17 protein-coding genes and 1 pseudogene are annotated in these 17806 nt (G+C 63.8%); 12 read left to right on the top strand and 6 right to left on the bottom strand.

Features of this window, described 5'->3' with window-relative positions; translation table 11 throughout:
• Positions 1–17 precede the first annotated feature (17 nt).
• The 4 genes from Q0P59_RS13925 (at position 18) to Q0P59_RS13910 (ending at position 6787) form a co-directional block, all read left to right on the top strand.
• Positions 18–1766, top strand: coding sequence for a DUF1302 domain-containing protein (locus Q0P59_RS13925; RefSeq protein WP_295007270.1), 1749 nt, complete (start codon positions 18–20; stop codon positions 1764–1766).
• A gap of 90 nt (positions 1767–1856) precedes the next feature.
• Positions 1857–4229, top strand: coding sequence for an efflux RND transporter permease subunit (locus Q0P59_RS13920; protein ID WP_295007268.1), 2373 nt, complete (start codon positions 1857–1859; stop codon positions 4227–4229).
• Positions 4230–4242: 13 nt separating this feature from the next.
• Positions 4243–5217, top strand: a complete 975-nt coding sequence (locus Q0P59_RS13915; RefSeq protein WP_295007266.1) for a YCF48-related protein — start codon at positions 4243–4245, stop codon at positions 5215–5217.
• A 64-nt stretch (positions 5218–5281) separates the two neighbouring features.
• Positions 5282–6787 (top strand): aldehyde dehydrogenase family protein, encoded by a 1506-nt coding sequence (locus Q0P59_RS13910; protein ID WP_295007264.1) that lies wholly within the window; start codon positions 5282–5284, stop codon positions 6785–6787.
• Between the two features lie 137 nt (positions 6788–6924).
• On the opposite strand, the gene Q0P59_RS13905 is transcribed toward Q0P59_RS13910, so the two are convergent.
• Complete coding sequence (locus tag Q0P59_RS13905; RefSeq protein ID WP_295007262.1) at positions 6925–7938, bottom strand: helix-turn-helix domain-containing protein; 1014 nt, start codon at positions 7936–7938, stop codon at positions 6925–6927.
• A 194-nt stretch (positions 7939–8132) separates the two neighbouring features.
• On the opposite strand from Q0P59_RS13905, the gene Q0P59_RS13900 reads away from it, so the two are divergent.
• The 8 genes from Q0P59_RS13900 (at position 8133) to Q0P59_RS13865 (ending at position 12335) form a co-directional block, all read left to right on the top strand.
• On the top strand, positions 8133–8513 hold the full coding sequence (locus Q0P59_RS13900; RefSeq protein ID WP_295007260.1) for a tautomerase family protein: 381 nt from the start codon (positions 8133–8135) through the stop codon (positions 8511–8513).
• 51 nt (positions 8514–8564) lie between these two features.
• Positions 8565–9173, top strand: a complete 609-nt coding sequence (locus Q0P59_RS13895; protein WP_295007258.1) for an alpha/beta hydrolase — start codon at positions 8565–8567, stop codon at positions 9171–9173.
• A 161-nt stretch (positions 9174–9334) separates the two neighbouring features.
• Positions 9335–9817 (top strand): GNAT family N-acetyltransferase, encoded by a 483-nt coding sequence (locus Q0P59_RS13890; protein WP_295007256.1) that lies wholly within the window; start codon positions 9335–9337, stop codon positions 9815–9817.
• Positions 9818–9959: 142 nt separating this feature from the next.
• Positions 9960–10319 (top strand): hypothetical protein, encoded by a 360-nt coding sequence (locus tag Q0P59_RS13885; RefSeq protein WP_295007254.1) that lies wholly within the window; start codon positions 9960–9962, stop codon positions 10317–10319.
• A gap of 60 nt (positions 10320–10379) precedes the next feature.
• Positions 10380–10880 carry a GNAT family N-acetyltransferase gene (locus Q0P59_RS13880; protein ID WP_295007252.1) on the top strand — a complete coding sequence of 167 codons (501 nt, stop codon included), beginning with the start codon at positions 10380–10382 and terminating at the stop codon, positions 10878–10880.
• Between the two features lie 38 nt (positions 10881–10918).
• On the top strand, positions 10919–11440 hold the full coding sequence (locus tag Q0P59_RS13875) for a GNAT family N-acetyltransferase (RefSeq protein WP_295007250.1): 522 nt from the start codon (positions 10919–10921) through the stop codon (positions 11438–11440).
• Positions 11441–11581: 141 nt separating this feature from the next.
• The gene (locus tag Q0P59_RS13870) at positions 11582–11953 is read left to right on the top strand and encodes a VOC family protein (RefSeq protein ID WP_295007248.1); all 372 of its coding nucleotides are present in this window, start codon (positions 11582–11584) and stop codon (positions 11951–11953) included.
• 34 nt (positions 11954–11987) lie between these two features.
• Entirely contained in the window at positions 11988–12335 is a 348-nt protein-coding gene (locus Q0P59_RS13865) for an antibiotic biosynthesis monooxygenase (RefSeq protein WP_295007246.1), read from the top strand.
• A gap of 39 nt (positions 12336–12374) precedes the next feature.
• Here Q0P59_RS13865 and Q0P59_RS13860 read toward each other — a convergent pair whose 3' ends face one another.
• The 5 genes and pseudogenes from Q0P59_RS13860 to Q0P59_RS13840 all read right to left on the bottom strand — a co-directional run.
• Positions 12375–13706 (bottom strand): DEAD/DEAH box helicase, encoded by a 1332-nt coding sequence (locus Q0P59_RS13860; protein ID WP_295007244.1) that lies wholly within the window; start codon positions 13704–13706, stop codon positions 12375–12377.
• A 52-nt stretch (positions 13707–13758) separates the two neighbouring features.
• Complete coding sequence (locus tag Q0P59_RS13855; protein WP_295007242.1) at positions 13759–15462, bottom strand: ABC transporter ATP-binding protein/permease; 1704 nt, start codon at positions 15460–15462, stop codon at positions 13759–13761.
• A 267-nt stretch (positions 15463–15729) separates the two neighbouring features.
• On the bottom strand, positions 15730–16335 hold the full coding sequence (locus tag Q0P59_RS13850) for a hypothetical protein (protein ID WP_295007240.1): 606 nt from the start codon (positions 16333–16335) through the stop codon (positions 15730–15732).
• A 78-nt stretch (positions 16336–16413) separates the two neighbouring features.
• Positions 16414–17502: a tRNA (uridine(54)-C5)-methyltransferase TrmA gene (gene trmA / locus Q0P59_RS13845; protein ID WP_295007238.1), complete on the bottom strand. Its 1089-nt coding sequence runs from the start codon at positions 17500–17502 to the stop codon at positions 16414–16416.
• 101 nt (positions 17503–17603) lie between these two features.
• A pseudogene (locus tag Q0P59_RS13840) lies at positions 17604–17806 on the bottom strand (phosphonate ABC transporter permease); the annotation flags it as partial.

Genomic DNA, 17806 nt, shown 5'->3' with positions numbered 1-17806 from the left:
ACACGGAGGGGTAAATCATGCATCAACAACATTGCTTCAAGCGCAGCACGCTGGCCGTCGTCGTCGCCACCCTCGGCCTGGGGGTGGCCGGGCAGGCGCAGGCCTTCAAGTTCGATCTCGACAACGGGATCAGCGGCTCGCTGGATTCGACCATTTCGCTCGGCGTCCAGCGCCGCATGCAGTCGCCGAACAAGTCCATGGTCGGCAACGACAACGGCGGTTCGGTGCCGACCAGCGGCACCCTCGGTTCCCTGGTCAACGGGCCGGGGCAGGGCGCCACGTCGAATCCCGACTTCAACTACACCAACATCGACGACGGCAACCTGAACTACAAGAAGGGCGACATCGTCGCCGCCGTGCTCAAGGGGACGCACGAACTGGCCCTCGGCGAGCGCGGCAACTGGGCGGCGCTCGGCCGGGTGACGTGGTCCACCGACTTCGCCGCCGCCAACACCGTGCGCACGCCGCTCGACGACGAGGCCAAGAAGGCGATGACGCAGAACGTCTCGCTGCTCGACCTGTGGGTGTCGAAGGACTTCAAGGTCGGCGACAACTCGGCCAAGTTCAAGTTCGGCAACCAGGTCATCAACTGGGGCGAGGACATCTTCATCTTCGGCGGCATCAACACCATCCACGCCTTCGACCTGCGCAAGGCCCACATCCCGGGCACCCAGGTCAAGGAAATCCTGATTCCGGCGCCGATGGCCTCGCTGAACATGGCGCTCGGTGCCGGTTTCTCGACCGAGATGTACTACCAGTTCGCCTGGAACAGCTTCAAGCTCGACCCGGCCGGCACCTACTGGTCGACCGCCGACTTCATCGGCAAGGGCGGCAAGCGCGGGGCCTTCATTCCGTCCAGCTACGGCGGCATCGGCGACTTCGATCCGACGCGCGGCCGCTCGCTGGCCAGTATCGATGCGGCCGGCGGCTTCATCCCGGTCGAGCAGACCAAGCCGTCCAACAACGGCCAGTACGGCTTCAACCTGCGCTACAAGCCGCCGGGCGCCGATACCGAGTTCGCCGCCTATTACATCCGCTACCACGACAAGCTGCCCTTCGTCGGCTTCAAGCTCAACCCGGCGGTCAACAACCTGTTCGGCGGCATCACCGTCGTCGAGCAGTATGGCGAAGACAAGGAACTGTTCGGTCTGTCGGCCAACACCAAGGTCGGCGACTGGGCCTTCGGGGCCGAACTGTCCTACCGCCCGCGCGACAGCGTGGCGATCGACCCGACGGTTCCCACGGCCGGCCGCTACAGCGTGTTCAGCCTGCCCAGCAACACCGTCGCCAACGGCTACGTGAACGAGAAGAAGTACCAGGGCCACGTCACCGCCTTCACCTGGCTGCCGCCGGAGCTGACCCGCGCCCTGGGCGCCGCCGACGGCGCCTTCCTGGCCGAGGTGGCGGTGGCGCATTACCCGGGGCTCAAGCTGAACGGCGAAATCCCGTACCTGCTGAACAACTACGAGATGCCGACCAGGACCTCCTGGGGTTACGTCATGGAAGTCAGCCTGACTTACGCCAACGTGTTCAATTCCGGCTGGACGGCCACCCCGATCGTCGATTTCTACCACGACGTGAAGGGCACCAGCCCGAACACCATCCCGTTCGTGGAAGGGCGCAAGGCGCTGGCGGTCGGCCTGAACTTCGACTACCACAACCAGTGGAAGGTCGGCCTCGGCTACAGCAGCTTCTTCGGCGGCGGCAACCTGAACCTGATGCGCGACCGCGACATTGCGTCGATGACGGTTTCCTACACCTTCTGATCCGCTTCACAGGGCGGCGCTGCCTGTCACGCACACGGCGCCGCCCGACCTCCGCAAGGGGGCACATAACAATTACGAGGTTGAATCCCCATGGTGAGCATCGTTGGTTTCGTCAAACGCCTGGAAGATTTTTTCTTCCGCTACCGGCTGATCACGCTGTCGGCCCTGCTGGTGTTGACCGCCGTGATGGGCATGCTGGCCTCCCAGCTGCACATGTCGGCCGGTTTCGACAAGCAACTCCCGGTCGGTCACGAATACACCGACACCTTTTTCAAGTACCGCACCCAGTTGTTCGGCTCCAACCGGGTGATGGTCGTCGTCCGCGCCCGCGACGGCGACATCTGGACGCCCGAGTCGCTGAAGAAGCTGCACGAGGTGACCGAGGCCGTCCTCTACCTGCCCGGCGTGGACCGCCGCTCGGTGCAGTCCTTGTGGACGCCGAACACCCGCGTCTATGAGCTGACGGAGGAGGGCTTCCAGGCCGAGGACGTGATCGGCGGCACGGTGACGCCGGATGCGCTGGACGCCGGCAAGATCGCCCAGATCCGCGACCGCGCGGCACGCGGCGGCTATACCGGCAGCCTGGTGGCGAGCGACGGCAGCGCGGCGATGATCGTCGCCGACCTGCTCGAGGAAGACCCCGGCACCCACGAACAGCTCGACTACCTGGCGCTGGCCGGCAAGCTAGAGCAGGACATCCGCGCCAAATACGAAACGCCGACGCACGAGATCGAGATCGTCGGCTTCGCCAAGCAGATCGGCGACATCGCCGACGGCGCCAAGGGCGTTGCCGTCTTCTTCGCGCTGGCCACGCTGCTCACCGCGCTGGCCGTCTATTGGTACTGCCGCTCGCTGATGCTGACCGCGCTGCCCATCTTCTGCTCGATGGTCTCCGTCGTCTGGCAGTTCGGCACGCTGACGCTGCTCGGCTACGGCCTCGATCCGCTGGCCATCCTGGTGCCTTTCCTGGTCTTCGCCATCGGCGTCTCGCACGGCGTGCAGCAGATCAACGCCATCTCCAAGGCGGTGGCCGGCGGGGCCGATTCGCTGGAGGCGGCGCGCGAAAGCTTCTCCAGCCTGTTCATCCCCGGCACGCTGGCGCTGGTCACCGCCTTCGTCGGCTTCATCACGCTGGTCCTCATCCCCATCCCGATGATCCGCGAACTGGGCATCACCGCGTCGATCGGCGTCGGCTACAAGATCGTCACCAACCTGATCATGCTGCCGCTGACCGCGTCCTTCTTCCGCTTCTCGCGCGACTACGCACTGCATCTCGAAGCCATCCAGGCCAGGCGCGGCGAGTGGATACAGCGCCTCGGCTTCATCGCCGACATCAACCACGCCCGGCTGGTGCTCGCCGTCGCCGCCGTGCTGCTCGGCATCGCCGTGTGGCAGAGCCACGGCCGCCACATCGGCGCGCTGCAGCCCGGCGCCCCGGAACTGCGCCCGGACGCCCGCTACAACCAGGACATCGAGAACATCGTCAAGCGCTTCGATCTCGGCATGGACGTGCTGACCGTGGTCTTCGAGACGCCCAACGACTCGTGCAACAACTACCCGGTGCTCAACTACATCGAGCAATTCACGCTGCACATGTCGCAGGTGCCGGGGGTGCTGTCGGTGCAGTCACTGTCGGCGCTGGCCAAGTTCGCCAATGCCGGCCTCAACGAGGGCAACCCGAAGATGATCGCGCTGCCGCGCGACAGCAAGGCGCTGCAGGTGGCGGTGGGCTACCTGCCCGAGGCCGGCGGCCTGTTCAACCGGGCGTGCACCATGATGGCCGCCAACGTCTATCTGGCCGACCACAAGGCGACGACCATCGAACCGGCCATCCACGCGGTGAAATCCTTCCGCGCGCAGTTCGACGGCAAGCCGCTGGGCATCGAGGTCCGCCTCGCCTCCGGCAACGTCGGCGTACTGGCGGCGACCAACGAGGAAGTGGAAATGCGCGAGCTGCCGATGATGCTTTACGTCTATGCCGCCATCGTCGTCCTCGTGCTGCTCGCCTACCGCGACTGGCGCGCCATGCTGGCCTGCTGCGTGCCGCTGACGCTGGCCACCTTCCTCGGCTACTGGTTCATGAAGGAACTCGACATCGGCCTGACCGTCGCCACGCTGCCGGTCATGGTGCTGGCCACCGGCATCGGCGTCGATTACGCCTTCTACATCTACAACCGCCTGCTCATCCACCTGGCACGCGGCGAGTCGATGAAGGAGTCGCTCGAAGGGGCGCTGCGCGAAGTCGGCGTGGCCACCATCTTCACCGCCATCACGCTGTCGGTCGGCGTCGCCACCTGGGCCTTCTCCGACCTCAAGTTCCAGGCCGACATGGGCATCCTGCTCACCTTCATGTTCATGGTGAACATGCTGATGGCGATCACCGTGCTGCCGGCCTTCGCGGTCAAGCTCGATTCACTTTTCCCGCGTCGCGGCCCGGTCAAGGCACCGGCCATCGGCCACTGATGGAGAGCGCAACATGAAATTCCCGTTCAAGATTCTTGCCCTGGCCGCCAGCCTCGCGCTGCTGGCGCCGCTTTCGGCGCAACTGGCGGCGGCGCCGGGGGAGGGCAAGGCGGCCCCCGACTACTTCCGCAGCGCGCCCCACCTGGCGGTGCCGACCAAGGCGCCGATCTACGCCGCGGCCCGGGCCGGCGAGCGAACGATTGCCGTCGGCGACTACGGCTTCGTGATCTACAGCGACGACGGCGAGCGCTTCGTGCAAGCCGAGGTGCCGACCCGCGCGCCGCTGACCTCGGTGTTCTTCCTCGACGCCTTGCGCGGCTGGGCGGCCGGCCACGACGGCACGGTGATCGCCACCGTCGATGGCGGCAAGACCTGGAGCGTGCTGCGCGAAATGCGCGGCCAGGACCAGGTGCTGATGGCCATCTGGTTCGCCGACGCCGAGCGCGGCCTGGCCGTGGGGCAATTCGGCCTGGCGCTGGAAACCCGCGACGGCGGCAAGAGCTGGAGCGAGCGCCAGCTGGTCGACGGCGAGGCGGGGGAGCGCCACCTGCTGTCCATCGTCCCCGGCCGCGACGGCCTGCTGCTGGTCGCCGCCGAAGCCGGCACCGTGCTGCGCTCGACCGATGCCGGCCAGAGCTGGAAGGCGATCCAGACCGACAACAAGGGCTCGTTCTGGGCCGGTGCCGAGCTGGCCGACGGCAGCCTGCTGCTCGGCGGCATGCGCGGCCACCTCTATCGCAGCACCGACCGGGGCGAACACTGGACCCACCTGGCCAGCGGCACCCAGCAGTCGCTGACCGGCATCGCCCAGCACGCCGACGGCAGCGTGCGGGCGGTCGGCCTGGCCGGCACCACGCTGCTCAGCAAGGATGGCGGCCAGAGTTTCGAAACCGTCGTGCGCCCCGACCGCCTGGCCGTCACGGCCATCGTTCCGCTGGCCAAGGGGGACTTGATGTTCTCGGCGGTCGGTACGGTCGTCCGCGACTAAAACCCGATTTTTCCCGCACCGGCGGCTTGAACCGGTCAAACCAAAACCCAGAAGGAGACAAACCATGAATGCACCGCTCAACCCCGTCCTCACCGCGGCGACCACCGAATTCCTGGCGCGCCGCAACCACCGCATGCTGATCGGCGGCCAGTGGGTCGCCAGCAGCAACGGCCAGAGGCTGGAAGTCCTCAACCCGGCCGACGAAAGCCTGCTCGCCACCGTGCCGGCGGCCACCGAGGCCGACGTGGACCGTGCCGTGCAGGCCGCCCGCCAGGCCTTCGAGGCACCCGGCTGGGCGAAGATGCGCCCCGACCAGCGCCAGCGCCTGCTGCTGCGCCTGGCCGACCTGATCGAGGCCAACGCCCGCACCCTGGCCGAGATCGAATCGCTCGACAACGGCAAGTCGGTGGCCATCGCCGAAGCCGTCGACGTCGCGCTGGCAGCCAGCTACTTCCGCTACATGGCCGGCTGGACGACCAAGATCGAAGGCAGCACGCTCGACGTGTCCATCCCCTTCGCCCCGCAGAACGAGTTCGTCGGCTATACGCGCAAGGAGCCGGTCGGCGTCGTCGGCGCCATCGTCGCCTGGAACTTCCCGCTGCTGCTCGCTTCGTGGAAGCTGGCGCCGGCCCTGGCCACCGGCTGCACGGTGGTCCTCAAGCCGGCCGAGCAGACGCCGCTGAGCGCGCTCTACCTGGCCGAACTGGTCCTCCAGGCCGGCTTCCCGGAAGGCGTGGTGAACGTGGTGACCGGCGACGGCCCGTCGGTGGGCGCGCCGCTGACCCGCCACCCCGGCGTCAACAAGCTGACCTTCACCGGCTCGACCGAAGTCGGCAAGCTGATCGGCAAGGCGGCGATGGACAACATGACGCGCATCACCCTCGAACTCGGCGGCAAGTCGCCGGTCATCGTGCTCGAGGATTGCGATCCGGCCGTCGCCGCCGGAGGGGCCGCGCAAGCCATCTACTTCAACCAGGGGCAGGTGTGCTGCGCCGGCTCACGCCTCTACGTGCACAAGAAGAACTACGACCGCGTCGTCGCCGACCTGGCCGACCACGCCAACGCGCTGACCATCGGCCACGGCATGGACCCGGGCGCCCAGCTCGGCCCGCTGGTCTCGCGCGAGCAGCTCGACCGCGTCTGCGGCTACATCGACATCGGCCGCCAGCAGGGCGCCGAGGTGGTGGCAGGCGGCGGTCGTGCCGGCGACAAGGGCTACTTCGTCAAGCCGACCGTGCTCGCCAAGGTGGACCAGAAAGCCCGCGTCGTGCAGGAGGAAATCTTCGGCCCGGTCGTCGTCGCCATGCCCTACGACGACCTCGACCAGGTCGCCGCCTGGGCCAACGACACGCCCTTCGGCCTCGGCGCCTCGATCTGGTCCAACGACCTGTCGCGTGTCCATCGCCTGATCCCCAGGATCAAGTCCGGCACCGTCTGGGTCAACTGCCACAACATGCTCGACCCGGCCCTGCCGTTCGGCGGCTACAAGCAATCCGGCTTCGGCAAGGAAATGGGCCGGGCGGCGCTCGATGCCTACCTGGAGCAGAAGTCGGTGCTGATGATGGTTTGAGTGTCGGGAAACCGGAAAAGCAAGGCCCGGCCAGCTTGGCCGGGCTTTTTGCCGATTTGAAACAGAAATGCGGGCCAGGCGAGCGGGGTTCGGGATATCAAGGGAGGCCCGTTTCGATTGCTGCCGGCATCGAGGCGTCAGGCGCCGATCCGCTTGCGATATTCCGATGGCGTGACGCCCAGTTCCAGGTTGAACGTCCGGCGCATGTTGTATTCGTCGCCAAAGCCGCTTCGGTAAGCAATTTGCTTGAGCGAGAGTTCGGGATTGGCCAGCGCGCGACAGGCCGCTTCCAGGCGCAGGCGCTTGAGCCAGGCGGCGGGTGTCCGGCCGGTCTCCTTGATCAACTGCCGATGCAAGGTACGCGATGAAACCGCCAGTGCGCTGGCCATTTCATCGACGTTCACGCTCTTGTCCAGCCGTTCGAGCAGCCACTTGCTCAAACGTCCGCTCAGCGAGCTTTCCTCCGTCTGGGCATGCAATTCCGCGCTGTATTGGCGTTGCCCGCCGGGGCGCTTGAGATAAAGCACCAGACGATGGGCGATGCGCAGGGCCAGCGGGCGTCCCAGGTCCTTTTCGACCAAAGCCAAGGCGAGATCAATCCCGGCGCTGATGCCGGCCGATGTCCACACCCGGTCGTCCTGAACGTAGATCGCGTCGGCATCGACATGCACTTGCGGAAAACGGGTTTGCAGGGCGTGAGCATCCATCCAATGGGTCGTCGCCCGGCGCTCATCCAGCAAGCTGGCGGCGGCAAGCAAAAACGCACCGGTGCATACCGAGCAGGTCCGATCCGCGTGTTCATGCGAACGATTCAACCAGGCACAGAGCGCCTGCGATTGGTCCAGAATCGACAAATCCTGCGTCCCCGGAACCAGCAGCGTTGCGCCGGACAGTTCCTCTTCTTTCGGCAGCGGTTCGCTCAGCAGCGTAACGCCGGAAGCCGAGGTGACGGGGCCTCCGCCTTGAGAGACAACGTGGATGTCGTAGCTGGCCGGTACCCCTTCATCATGACATTGATTGTTGGTTGTCGAGAAAACCTGGATGGGTCCGGTGGCATCGAGCAGGACAAAGCCGGGAAACAGAAGGACATAGACACGACGCCTCGTCGCCGGCTCGTGAGTTGAATCGTGTGGAGTTTCAATTGGAGACATCGATCTGGCGGTATTTCACTGAAGGTCGTCCATTTTGCCAGCCTTGGCTTGGGTAAAGTGTTTTCCAGTAACACATCGACAGGCACATCGACGACAATCGGCAGTACCCAATCCGGATATGGCGTGGCTTGCAGCGGGGCGTCGCCGTGAGCTGAAAGTCTTTCCCCCAACCATCGTGCCGAGCAGGAGGTGATATGGCAATTGTTCGAATTGACTTTACGCGGGGCCAGCCAACGGGTTTTGCTCAGGCCGTCGCTGAAGTTGTTAACACAGCAATGCAGGAAGTTCTCGGAATCCCTCCTCGGGAGAACTTCATCGTTTCCCAATCACACGAAAAGGGCGCGATCCTGCATGCGCCGGAGAGCTGTTCGCCGGCTCGCTTGGAAAAGCTCGTTTTTATTCAAATTACGCTCAATGAAGGCCGCTCGACTGAGCTGAAGTCGATGTTTTATGCGCAATTGAACCAGCGTTTGGTTTCCAGCGGATTCGTCGAGGCAAACAATGTCTTCGTCAATCTGGTCGAGGTTGCGCGCGACAACTGGTTTTTTGGTGCATCCGGGGACACGGGGCCGTAGCAACGCAAGCGCTGATCCCGGCCCATCGGCCGATTGAAGAATAGGACACAGATGCTTTCCCAACTTATTTTCTTGCCCGGTGCCTTGGGGCGAACCGCACAGTGGCGTCCGATTTCCACGCAGCTTGCACATTCCGGTGAACGCATTCATTTTGGCTGGCCTGGATTCGGATCGACACCCTCCGATCCACTGGTGTCTGGAATCGATGATCTGGTGCGGCTGGTTGTGGCTCGTATCAACAAGCCGACGGCCCTGTTGGCTCAATCGATGGGCGGAGTGGTCGCAATTCGTGCCGCCCTGGAAAAGCCGGCGCTGATTACGCATCTGGTGTTGGCGGTGACCTCCGGCGGAGTCGATGTGCGGGGGCTGGGCGGGGCGGACTGGCGTCCAGCCTTTCGACAGGCGAATCCGCATCTTCCGGAGTGGTTTTCGAGCGATCAGCATGAGCTTTCCGATCGGCTGGCAGAACTCACGATGCCCGTCTTGTTGCTTTGGGGCGACTCAGACCCCATCAGCCCGGTCAGCGTTGGAAAACGCCTGGCCGGCTTGTTCCCGCAGGCTGAGCTACATGTGGTCAGCGCCGGCGATCACGATTTGCTGGAGACGCATGCGGCGATCCTTGCACCCATCATCAATGCGCATTTGTCCGGGAAGGGTTGATCATGGCAACACCGTTTCCAGTCGCTGACTCCGCCATTCGCGAGGTTCTGCCGAAACGCGGCATGCTGGTGCGGCCAGGCCATGTTTTGATGGTTTCCAAATAAAAACGACGAGCCGGCTATTGGAAACTAACCGCCGCTTGATTCCAGGGAGATGCGATTTTGTTCATTCGAGAATTCAAGCCTGCTGATGCATTGACTGTTAATGGCTTGGCATTGATGGCATTCGAGCAATTCCGGAATGCTTACAAGGATTGGCCGGGCTTTCGCGCAAAAATAGCCGGGATGTCATCCTTGGCAGATACCGGGGAATTGCTTGTTGCCGAAATCGATGGGCAGATCGTCGGGGCTGTGGCTTATGTCGGCCCTGGTAAGCCCAAAGCCGATTTTTTTCAACGTGAATGGCCCATCATGAGAATGCTGGTCGTTGCTCCTGATTTTCGCGGGCGAGGCATAGGGCGGGCGCTGGCCGAGGCATGTTTGAGTCTGGCCAAGCGAGACGGCGCTCGTTTTTTTGCTCTGCATACCAGCGAAATCATGCACGTGGCGCTGCCGATGTATCGACGGATGGGATTTGAAAAAGTGTCGGATGCCCCGGCGATTAACGGGGTGGTGTACGCTGTCTATCTCAAGAGAATTGACTGAGCGGACGACGGTTTTCCTGGCGGCACGTTGCGAAAACAGAAATGGCGGATTGGCATCTTTTCACTGCAATTGGGCGGTGTCGGCAGATAGGCAGCATGTAAATTGTTTCAGAACCGGTCGTAATAACGGCTATCGATGAGCAATGCCATTTTCTGACCATTTAATGCCAAGAATCACTCCTTTGACTTTTGATATTCAACTTGGGCGCGGCGAACGCTACGATCTTCAGGTTGACCATGGAACAGGCGTTTTCCTGCTTTCCGGGAAAATTAGCTTGCACCATGGCTTGGTGTGCTTGACCGAGCATGCAGTCGCTCCCGGGCAGGTGCTGACTACGGAACAGAGCTTGACGATTGAAGGTGCGGGATGGATCGCGCTTTTGGCTCAGGAAGACAGCAAAGTATTCGTTTTTGCCCCTCAGGGCATTCTTACGCGAGCGGGCGAATATTTGGGACAGTGGCTGTCGGGCTATAAGCACCTGAGTAACACCGCCTCGAATTAGGCGCACTGGTTCGGAATGAGGCCAGCGTAGGCGCTGGCGGATACCTTATGGAACATACCCATGTCTATCTCAAATAATCCGACAACAGATGAGCTTGCGATTTCCCGCGCGAATGCCAGCGACGTGACGGATGTCGGCGTGATGGTCGGAGAACTCCTGGCTGAAATCATGGATGTACTGGGCGTTCGGGCATTCAATTTCGACTTGGCCGAAACAGTTGAGCGGCTTCAGGGGTTTCTGGATCAGGAGAAATATTTTGCCTTTGTCGCCCGATGCGGCGACGGGAGCGCCGTGGGCTTCATCGCGCTATACGAAAGTCATGCGCTTTATGCCGAGGGGGCTTTCGGGACGATTCCCGAACTCTATGTCCGTCCGGGATTTCGCGAACGGAATGTCGGCCTGGAATTGCTGGCCGCCGCCAAATCATTCGCCGCCACCCGTAACTGGACGCGCCTGGAAGTCACCACGCCGCCGCTGCCGCAGTTTGATCGAACCCTCGCTTTTTATGAACGCGAAGGGTTTGCGATCAGCGGCGGGCGGAAGTTGAAACTTGAACTGTGAGCGAATCGATGGACACTCAAGCCAGCCCGATACACGCCATGGAAGATATCGTCATTCGCCAGGCAACTCCCGCCGACTATCAGCGCGTGATCGAGGTGGTCGATCACTGGTGGGGAGGGCGACACATGGCCGACATGCTGCCCAAGCTGTTCTTCGTGCATTTTCGCGGCACCAGTTTTGTTGCCGAGCGTGCGGGCGAGGTGCTGGGATTTATCGTCGGCTTCGTCTCGCAAACCTTTCCCGACGAGGCCTATATCCACTTTGTCGGCATCCACCCCGAGTACCGCAGCCGGAACCTCGGGCGCGCCTTGTATGAGCGATTTTTTGCCTCGGTGATGGAAGCGGGCGTGCATACCGTGCATTCCGTCACTGCGCCGATCAACAAAGGCTCCATCGCATTCCATCTCCGTATGGGTTTTCACATGCTTCCCGGTGACCGGGTGATGGATGGCGTGCAGGTGGTGGAGGGATACGATGGCAAAGGGGAGGACCGGGTGCTGTTTTCCATGAACCTGGCTAAAGAGGGCGTGACTGGCAACTTCTTCTCTGCCGGCGAGTGATCGTGGCTCGGTGACCGGCAGCGTATCGATGCCGGCTGAAGGTCCGCTTGGCGTGGGTGACACCTTATCAATGGAAATTGGCAGATTCGATCGACGCCGCTTCCGGATAATTCGCCATTTCCTGACCGAGGAGCATTGCAAATGACCCACCCGAATTTCGTCATCTTGTTCGTTGACCGTCCTGAGGACAGCGCGGTCTTTTATAAAAAGATCCTGGGTGTCGATCCGCTCGAGGTATCCCCGACCTTCGCCATGTTCGCGCTGGATTCCGGCATCATGCTTGGCCTGTGGTCGAAGCACACGGCCGATCCCGCACCGGCAACGACGGGAGGCGGGTGCGAACTGGCCATTTCGCTGGAGAGCGATCAGCGCGTCGATGAGCACTTCGCACGATGGTCAGCCGCAGGCATCACGATTTTGCAGGCGCCTGTACAATTGGATTTTGGCTATACCTGTCTGGCCAGCGACCTTGATGGTCATCGGATCCGGGCATTTTGCCCGGCTGAACATTGAACAGCGCGGCTAGCGCTCGGTAATGAGATCAACCATGTATTCCTCAACTTTTACCTTCGCCAAGGGGCAATACGACGATGAGTACCATCGCCTCGATCAGGCCATCGCCGAGGCGGTCAAGTCGATTCCGGGGTATCTGGGCGAAGAGGCCTGGGAAAACCCAGCGACCGGTTTGATATCGACGGTGTACTACTGGGAGTCGCTCGAGGCTTTGCACACCCTGATGCATCATCCCTTGCATCGGCAAGCGAAGGCGCAGCAGGCGAGGTGGCTGGATGGCTACCAGGTGGTGATCGCCCAAATCATCAAGACTTACGGCGACAATCGGCTTCGGATGCCGTTTGCAGCGCAGGCGCCGGCGCCTGCGGACGGGGCGTCCTGAGCGGATCGCCAGCGGTGGCCGTGGGGCCGCCTGTTCCGGCTATCTTCCGCGAGGCTTTGCCGGCCCCTTGCGCGGGCCGCCCGTCGGGCGAGGACCGGGCCGGCGGGCGGGTTTGTCCGGGAAGTCGTCGAACCCCACCCAATTGCCTGGCGTCCCCTTGCCTGAACGCCCGCCGGCCACCTTCGGCTTCTTCGGCTTGGGCGCGGCAGCGGCAGGGCCGGTGGCGGGTACGCGGTGGGTCGGTTCGAAGCCCGGTTCCTCGTCGCGGCTCAGGCTGGTCTTGAGCAGGGTTTCGATGGCGCCGAGCAGCGGGGCCTCGTCGGCGCAGACCAGCGAGATCGCTTCGCCCGTGGCGCCGGCGCGGCCGGTGCGGCCGATGCGGTGAATGTAGTCCTCGGCGACGATGGGCAGATCGTAATTGACCACCTGCGGCAGGTCGTCGATGTCGAGGCCGCGCGCCGCGACGTCGGTGGCGACGAGGATTTCCACCTCGCCCGACTTGAAAGCGTCCAGCGCCTTGAGGCGCGAGGCTTGCGGGCGGTCGCCGTGGATGGTGTCGGCGGAGATTTTCCTGGCCTGCAGGCGGTCGACCAGTTCGTCGCAGCCGCGCTTGGTCTTCACGAATACCAGCACCTGGCCCCAGCCGCGGTCCTTGCGCATGAACAGGAAGAGGTCGGTCTTGCGCTTCTTGTCGCAGGGCACGACCCATTGCTTGACGGTCTTGGCGGCGGTGTTGCGCGGGCTGACTTCGATGGATAGCGGATCGCGCAGGCGGGTGCTGGCCATGCCGCGGATGTCGTCGGAGAAGGTGGCCGAGAAGAGCAGGGTCTGGCGTTTCTTGGGCAGGGCCTGGAAAACGATGTCGAGATCGTTGGCGAAACCGAGGTCGAGCATGCGGTCGGCTTCGTCGAGCACCAGCGTCTGCACCTGGCGCAGCTTGACGGCATTCTTGGTGAACAGGTCGATCAACCGGCCGGGCGTGGCGACCAGGATGTCGACGCCACGCCGCAGGCGCATCATCTGCGGGTTCAGGCTGACGCCGCCGTAGGCCGCGTAGCAGCTGACGGCGAGATGTTCGCCGTACTGGCGGAAGCTGCTCATGACCTGTTCGGCCAGCTCGCGCGTCGGCACCAGCACCAGGACGCGGATGCTGTTGCTGGCGACGCTGTCCTCGCTTTCGCTCAGGCGTTGCAGCAGGGGCAGGGCGAAGCCGGCGGTCTTGCCGGTGCCGGTCTGCGCCGCCGCCATCAGGTCGCGCCCGGCCAGCACGGCGGGGATGGCCTGGGCCTGGATCGGCGTCGGCTCCTGGTAGCCGAGGGTGTCGAGGGCCTGGAGGAGCGGCGCGGAAAGGCCGAGCTGGGAGAAGGTCATGGCGGTTGGGGCGGGGTGCGAAAGGGCGGATTTTACCCCGCCGCGGCGTGGCTCAATGCTCGAAACGGTAATCGGCCGCGGCGACGGTCCGCCAGGCGCTGCAGCCGTCGAGCTCGAGCACCTGGGTGTGGAACTTGAGGATGGTCGTGCGGTGGCCGACGCTGATCACCGTCGTCTGCGTGTCGAGCAACTGCTGGTAGAGGTTCGTTTCGTTGGCGATGTCGAGGGCGCTGGTCGCCTCGTCGAGGATGGCGAAGCGCGGCCTGGTCAGCAACAGGCGGGCGAAGGCGAGGCGCTGCTGCTCGCCGACCGAGAGCAGTTTGGGCCAGTCGCGTTCGGCATCGAGACCGCCGACGCGGTGGGCGAGGTTGGGCAGGCTGACCCGCTCCAGCGCGGCGAGCAGGTCGTCGTCGGATACCGGCAGGTCGGCGTTCGGATAGAGCAGCTGGTTGCGCAGGCTGCCGAGCACCATGTACGGCTGTTGCGGCAGGAACAGCATGTCGTGCGGCGCCGGCCGCCGGATGCTGCCGCTGCCGGCGTACCACAGCCCGGCGACGGCACGCAGCAGCGAGCTCTTGCCGCTGCCGCTCTCGCCGACGATGAGCAGGCTTTCGCCGGGCCTGACGGTCAGCGACAGGTTCTGGATCAGGACGCGTTCGGCGTTGGGCGTCATCAGCGTCAGGTCGTCGATTTCAAGCTGCGGCGCATCCTGCGTGTCGATGGTGTTGCCGGAACGGTGCTCATCGACCGGGTCGGGCGGCAGGTACCTGGCGAGCATGTCGAGGCGGTCGATGCCGGCGGCGAAGCGGCTCAGCCCTTCGAAGTTCTCGATGATCATCGAGATGGCGCCGAGCACGGCGGCAAAGGCGCCGGCGGCCTGCACGGCGCGCCCGACCTCCATGTCGCCGGAAAGGACGTTGTCGGCGATGATGGCGCTGGGGATGATCAGGGTGAACAAAAAGTAGCCCTGCTGGAACAGGTTGAGCCAGAACTGGGTGCGGACAAGGCGTTTGAAGTTGCTGAAGGCGGCACCGAAGCGGTGTTTGACCTGTCCGAGTTCCAGCGCCTCGCCCCGGTAAAAGGCGATCGATTCGGCGTTTTCGCGGACGCGAACGAGGCTGAAGCGAAAATCGGCTTCGCGCCGCAGCTGGTTGAAGTTGAGGCTCATCAGCCGCTGGCCGAAGACGAAAATGACCACGCAGGTGCCCGCCGTGGCGTAGAAGACGAGGAAGTAGACCAGCTCGTGGGAGATCGACCACAGCACGGCGCTGAAGGCGACCAGCTGCAGGGTCGAGCTGACGATGATGAGCAGGAAGTACAGCGAGCGCTGGGTGAAGGTGGCGATGTCCTCGGTCATCCGCTGATCGGGGTTGTCGATGGCGGCGTTGGCGTTCAGCTCGTAGAAATGCCGGTTGCGGAAATAGCTGTCGAGGAAGCGCCCGGTCAGCCAGCGCCGCCAGTAGATGCCCAGCGTGTCGCGGACGAAGAAGTAGAAGGCGTAGACCGGGATGGCGAAGGCGAGCAGGCCGAGGCAGAGTTTGATCGAATTCCAGAAGCGCTCTTCGTCCTGCGCGGCCAGTGCCGACGTGAATTCGCCCGTCTGCTCGTTGAAGAGCACGGCGAAGCGAGTTTGCCCGAGCAGCAGGACGACGAGCAGGATGATCAGCCCCCAGGCCCGCCATTTTTCCTCATGCCGCCAGTAGGGCGTGGCAAGTGCCCAGAAACGCTTCCACAAGTGGAGGTTGGACGGAGTCATGGTCTGCCGGCGCGCTTTTTTTGTCGTTTTCCGGTGGGAGCGGGGATGGGGCTTTCGCTACCCGGGGCGGCGAAAGGAATGGTCATTCACACGGCGTGTTTTACACCTCGCGCCGGGCCGGCGCAAGCGGGGTGGCGGCGGGCAAGCGACAGCGCTCGCCCGGGGCAGGAATCAGAAGGCGACGAGCTTGTCAGCCAGGCTGGTCGCTTCGGCCAGTTCGACCAGCCGTGAAAGGCGGTTCGGCCTGCGCGGCAGGCCTGCAAGCGCTCAGGAGAACTTGGCGCGGTGGGCTTCCAGCGCCTTGGCGCGGGCTTCCTTCAGGCGGTCGGTGACGCGCTGGGGCAAGGCTTCGCCGTCATCGGCCACGTGCGCCAGCGCATGGGCTTCGAGCGCTTTCAGGCGGGCCATCATCAGGCGAACGCGGGCGGTGTCGGAAATCGCGATCAGGTCGGCTTCCGGATCGTCGTGCTTGTCTTCCTTGGTCAGCCTGGGGCGGCTGTAGAACTGGTGCAGTACGTGTTCGCCGTCGTGCGACTGGCCTTCGTCCTCATCCTCGGCACTGTGTACCGGTGCCTCGCTGTTCTTGCGCTTGGCGACCATCAGCGCCATCTGGTGGCGTTCGGTACGGCTGAGCAGGGTGGCCGGCAAGGCTTCCTTGGCCGCCTGCTTGGCCTTTTTCGCCGCCCGCAGCTTGGCTGCCGGGTTGATCGGCGGCAGCAGTTCGGTGACCGCCGCCGGCATCGGGATCGGCGTGATCGTCACGTCGGCGTGCGGAATCGAGGCGTCGACGAACGAAACCTGATCCTCGGTATCCGAGGCGAGGGCAGTCAGCGAGAAGAGCGCTGCGAGCGCTAAGGCGAAAATACGGCGCACAACCATGAATCCTGAATATTACGGCTTCTATTTTAGCATCCGCGAATGCGCTTTGCCGGACAGGCTTGTTACGGATTGTTACCGGCGCTGCAGCAGCACGCCGCATTCCAGGTGGTGGGTGTAGGGAAACTGGTCGAAGACGGCCGAGGCGGCGATCCGGTGGCTGTCGTTCAGCGCGGCGACGTTGTTGCGCAGCGTGTCCTGGTTGCAGGAGATGTACAGGATGCGGTCGAAGTTGCGGGCCAGTTCGACGGTGGCATCGTCGAGGCCGGCGCGCGGCGGGTCGACGAACAGCGTGGCGTGGCGGAAGGCGTCGAGGTCGATGTGCTTCAGGCGCTGGAATTCCTCGCGGCCGGCGAGCGCGGCGCTGAATTCCTCGGCCGACATGCGGACCAGGTCGATGTTGTCGACGGCGTTGGCAACGATGTTGTACTGCGCGGCATGGACCGAGGTCTTGCTGACTTCGGTGGCCAGCACGCGCTCGAACAGCGGGGCCAGCGCCAGCGTGAAGTTGCCGTTGCCGCAGTAGAGTTCTACCAGCTTGCCACCGATGCCGGCAGCTTGCCGGCGGGCCCAGGCGAGCATCTTGCGGTTCACCTCGCCGTTGGGCTGGGTGAAGCTGCCTTCGACCTGCTGGTATTTCAGGCGGCGGCCGTCGAGTTCGAATTCCTCGAGCAGCCAGTCGCGGTCGATGACGATCTTCTGGCCCCGGCTGCGGCCGATCAGCTGCACGCCGAGTTCGCCGGCCAGTTCGCGGGCCGCGGCTTCCCAGGTGGCGTCGAGCGGGCGGTGGTAGATCAGCGTGATCATCAGCTCGCCGCTCAGGGTGGCCAGGAAGTTGACCTGGAACAGCCGGCGGCGCAGGGCGTCGCTGGGGACCAGGCGTTCCTTCAGGCGCGGCATGACGGCGCAGATGGCCGCGGTGGCCGGCGGGAAGGTCTCCAGGCGGATTTTCTGCTTGGGGTCGTCCGGGTCCGACATCGTGTAGTCGAGGTCGTCGCCGTCGTGCCAGACGCCGAACTCGGCCCGCATGCGGTAATGCAGCGGCTCGGAGGCGTGGATGGCGATGTCGCCGACCCCGAACTCGGCGAAATTCCGTTCGAATCCGGCCGCCTTGGTGGCGAGTTGGGCTGGGTACTGGGCGATGTCGAAGGTCGGTAGCGGCATGTTTCTACGGCGATGAAGCGGTTTTCGCCGCCGGTTTTGCAAGCCGGCGGCACGGGGAGGGCGAAATATACGCCGGTCTGCGCGCGACGGCGAGGATTCGCTCAGCGCAGGCGCCGCCGCAACCAGGCGCTGGCCTGGTCGACGCCGATGGAGAGGAGCAGCATGGCGATGATGACGGTGCTGGCCTGGGCGTAGTGGAACAGCGACAGTTCAAAATAGAGCAGCTGGCCCAGGCCGCCGGCGCCGACGAAGCCGAGGATGGCGGCCATGCGGATGTTCATTTCCCAGCGGTAGAGGGTGTAGG

The sequence above is a fragment of the uncultured Dechloromonas sp. genome (genome assembly GCF_945957265.1).
Taxonomy (GTDB): Bacteria; Pseudomonadota; Gammaproteobacteria; order Burkholderiales; family Rhodocyclaceae; genus Azonexus.
The sequence above is the reverse complement of the archived record's forward strand: the minus strand, read 5'-3'. Positions and strand labels throughout refer to the sequence as shown.

What these genes read in the sequence shown, in the direction of transcription:
- Q0P59_RS13865 (WP_295007246.1), top strand. Translation starts at nt 11,988, where the DNA reads ATGTATTCCTCAACTTTTACCTTCGCCAAGGGGCAATACGACGATGAG.
- Q0P59_RS13880 (WP_295007252.1), top strand. Translation starts at nt 10,380, where the DNA reads ATGTCTATCTCAAATAATCCGACAACAGATGAGCTTGCGATTTCCCGC.
- Q0P59_RS13870 (WP_295007248.1), top strand. Translation starts at nt 11,582, where the DNA reads ATGACCCACCCGAATTTCGTCATCTTGTTCGTTGACCGTCCTGAGGAC.
- Q0P59_RS13900 (WP_295007260.1), top strand. Translation starts at nt 8,133, where the DNA reads ATGGCAATTGTTCGAATTGACTTTACGCGGGGCCAGCCAACGGGTTTT.
- Q0P59_RS13860 (WP_295007244.1), bottom strand. Translation starts at nt 13,706, where the DNA reads ATGACCTTCTCCCAGCTCGGCCTTTCCGCGCCGCTCCTCCAGGCCCTC.
- Q0P59_RS13920 (WP_295007268.1), top strand. Translation starts at nt 1,857, where the DNA reads ATGGTGAGCATCGTTGGTTTCGTCAAACGCCTGGAAGATTTTTTCTTC.
- Q0P59_RS13905 (WP_295007262.1), bottom strand. Translation starts at nt 7,938, where the DNA reads ATGTCTCCAATTGAAACTCCACACGATTCAACTCACGAGCCGGCGACG.
- Q0P59_RS13925 (WP_295007270.1), top strand. Translation starts at nt 18, where the DNA reads ATGCATCAACAACATTGCTTCAAGCGCAGCACGCTGGCCGTCGTCGTC.
- Q0P59_RS13910 (WP_295007264.1), top strand. Translation starts at nt 5,282, where the DNA reads ATGAATGCACCGCTCAACCCCGTCCTCACCGCGGCGACCACCGAATTC.
- Q0P59_RS13875 (WP_295007250.1), top strand. Translation starts at nt 10,919, where the DNA reads ATGGAAGATATCGTCATTCGCCAGGCAACTCCCGCCGACTATCAGCGC.
- trmA (WP_295007238.1), bottom strand. Translation starts at nt 17,502, where the DNA reads ATGCCGCTACCGACCTTCGACATCGCCCAGTACCCAGCCCAACTCGCC.
- Q0P59_RS13915 (WP_295007266.1), top strand. Translation starts at nt 4,243, where the DNA reads ATGAAATTCCCGTTCAAGATTCTTGCCCTGGCCGCCAGCCTCGCGCTG.
- Q0P59_RS13895 (WP_295007258.1), top strand. Translation starts at nt 8,565, where the DNA reads ATGCTTTCCCAACTTATTTTCTTGCCCGGTGCCTTGGGGCGAACCGCA.
- Q0P59_RS13885 (WP_295007254.1), top strand. Translation starts at nt 9,960, where the DNA reads ATGCCATTTTCTGACCATTTAATGCCAAGAATCACTCCTTTGACTTTT.
- Q0P59_RS13855 (WP_295007242.1), bottom strand. Translation starts at nt 15,462, where the DNA reads ATGACTCCGTCCAACCTCCACTTGTGGAAGCGTTTCTGGGCACTTGCC.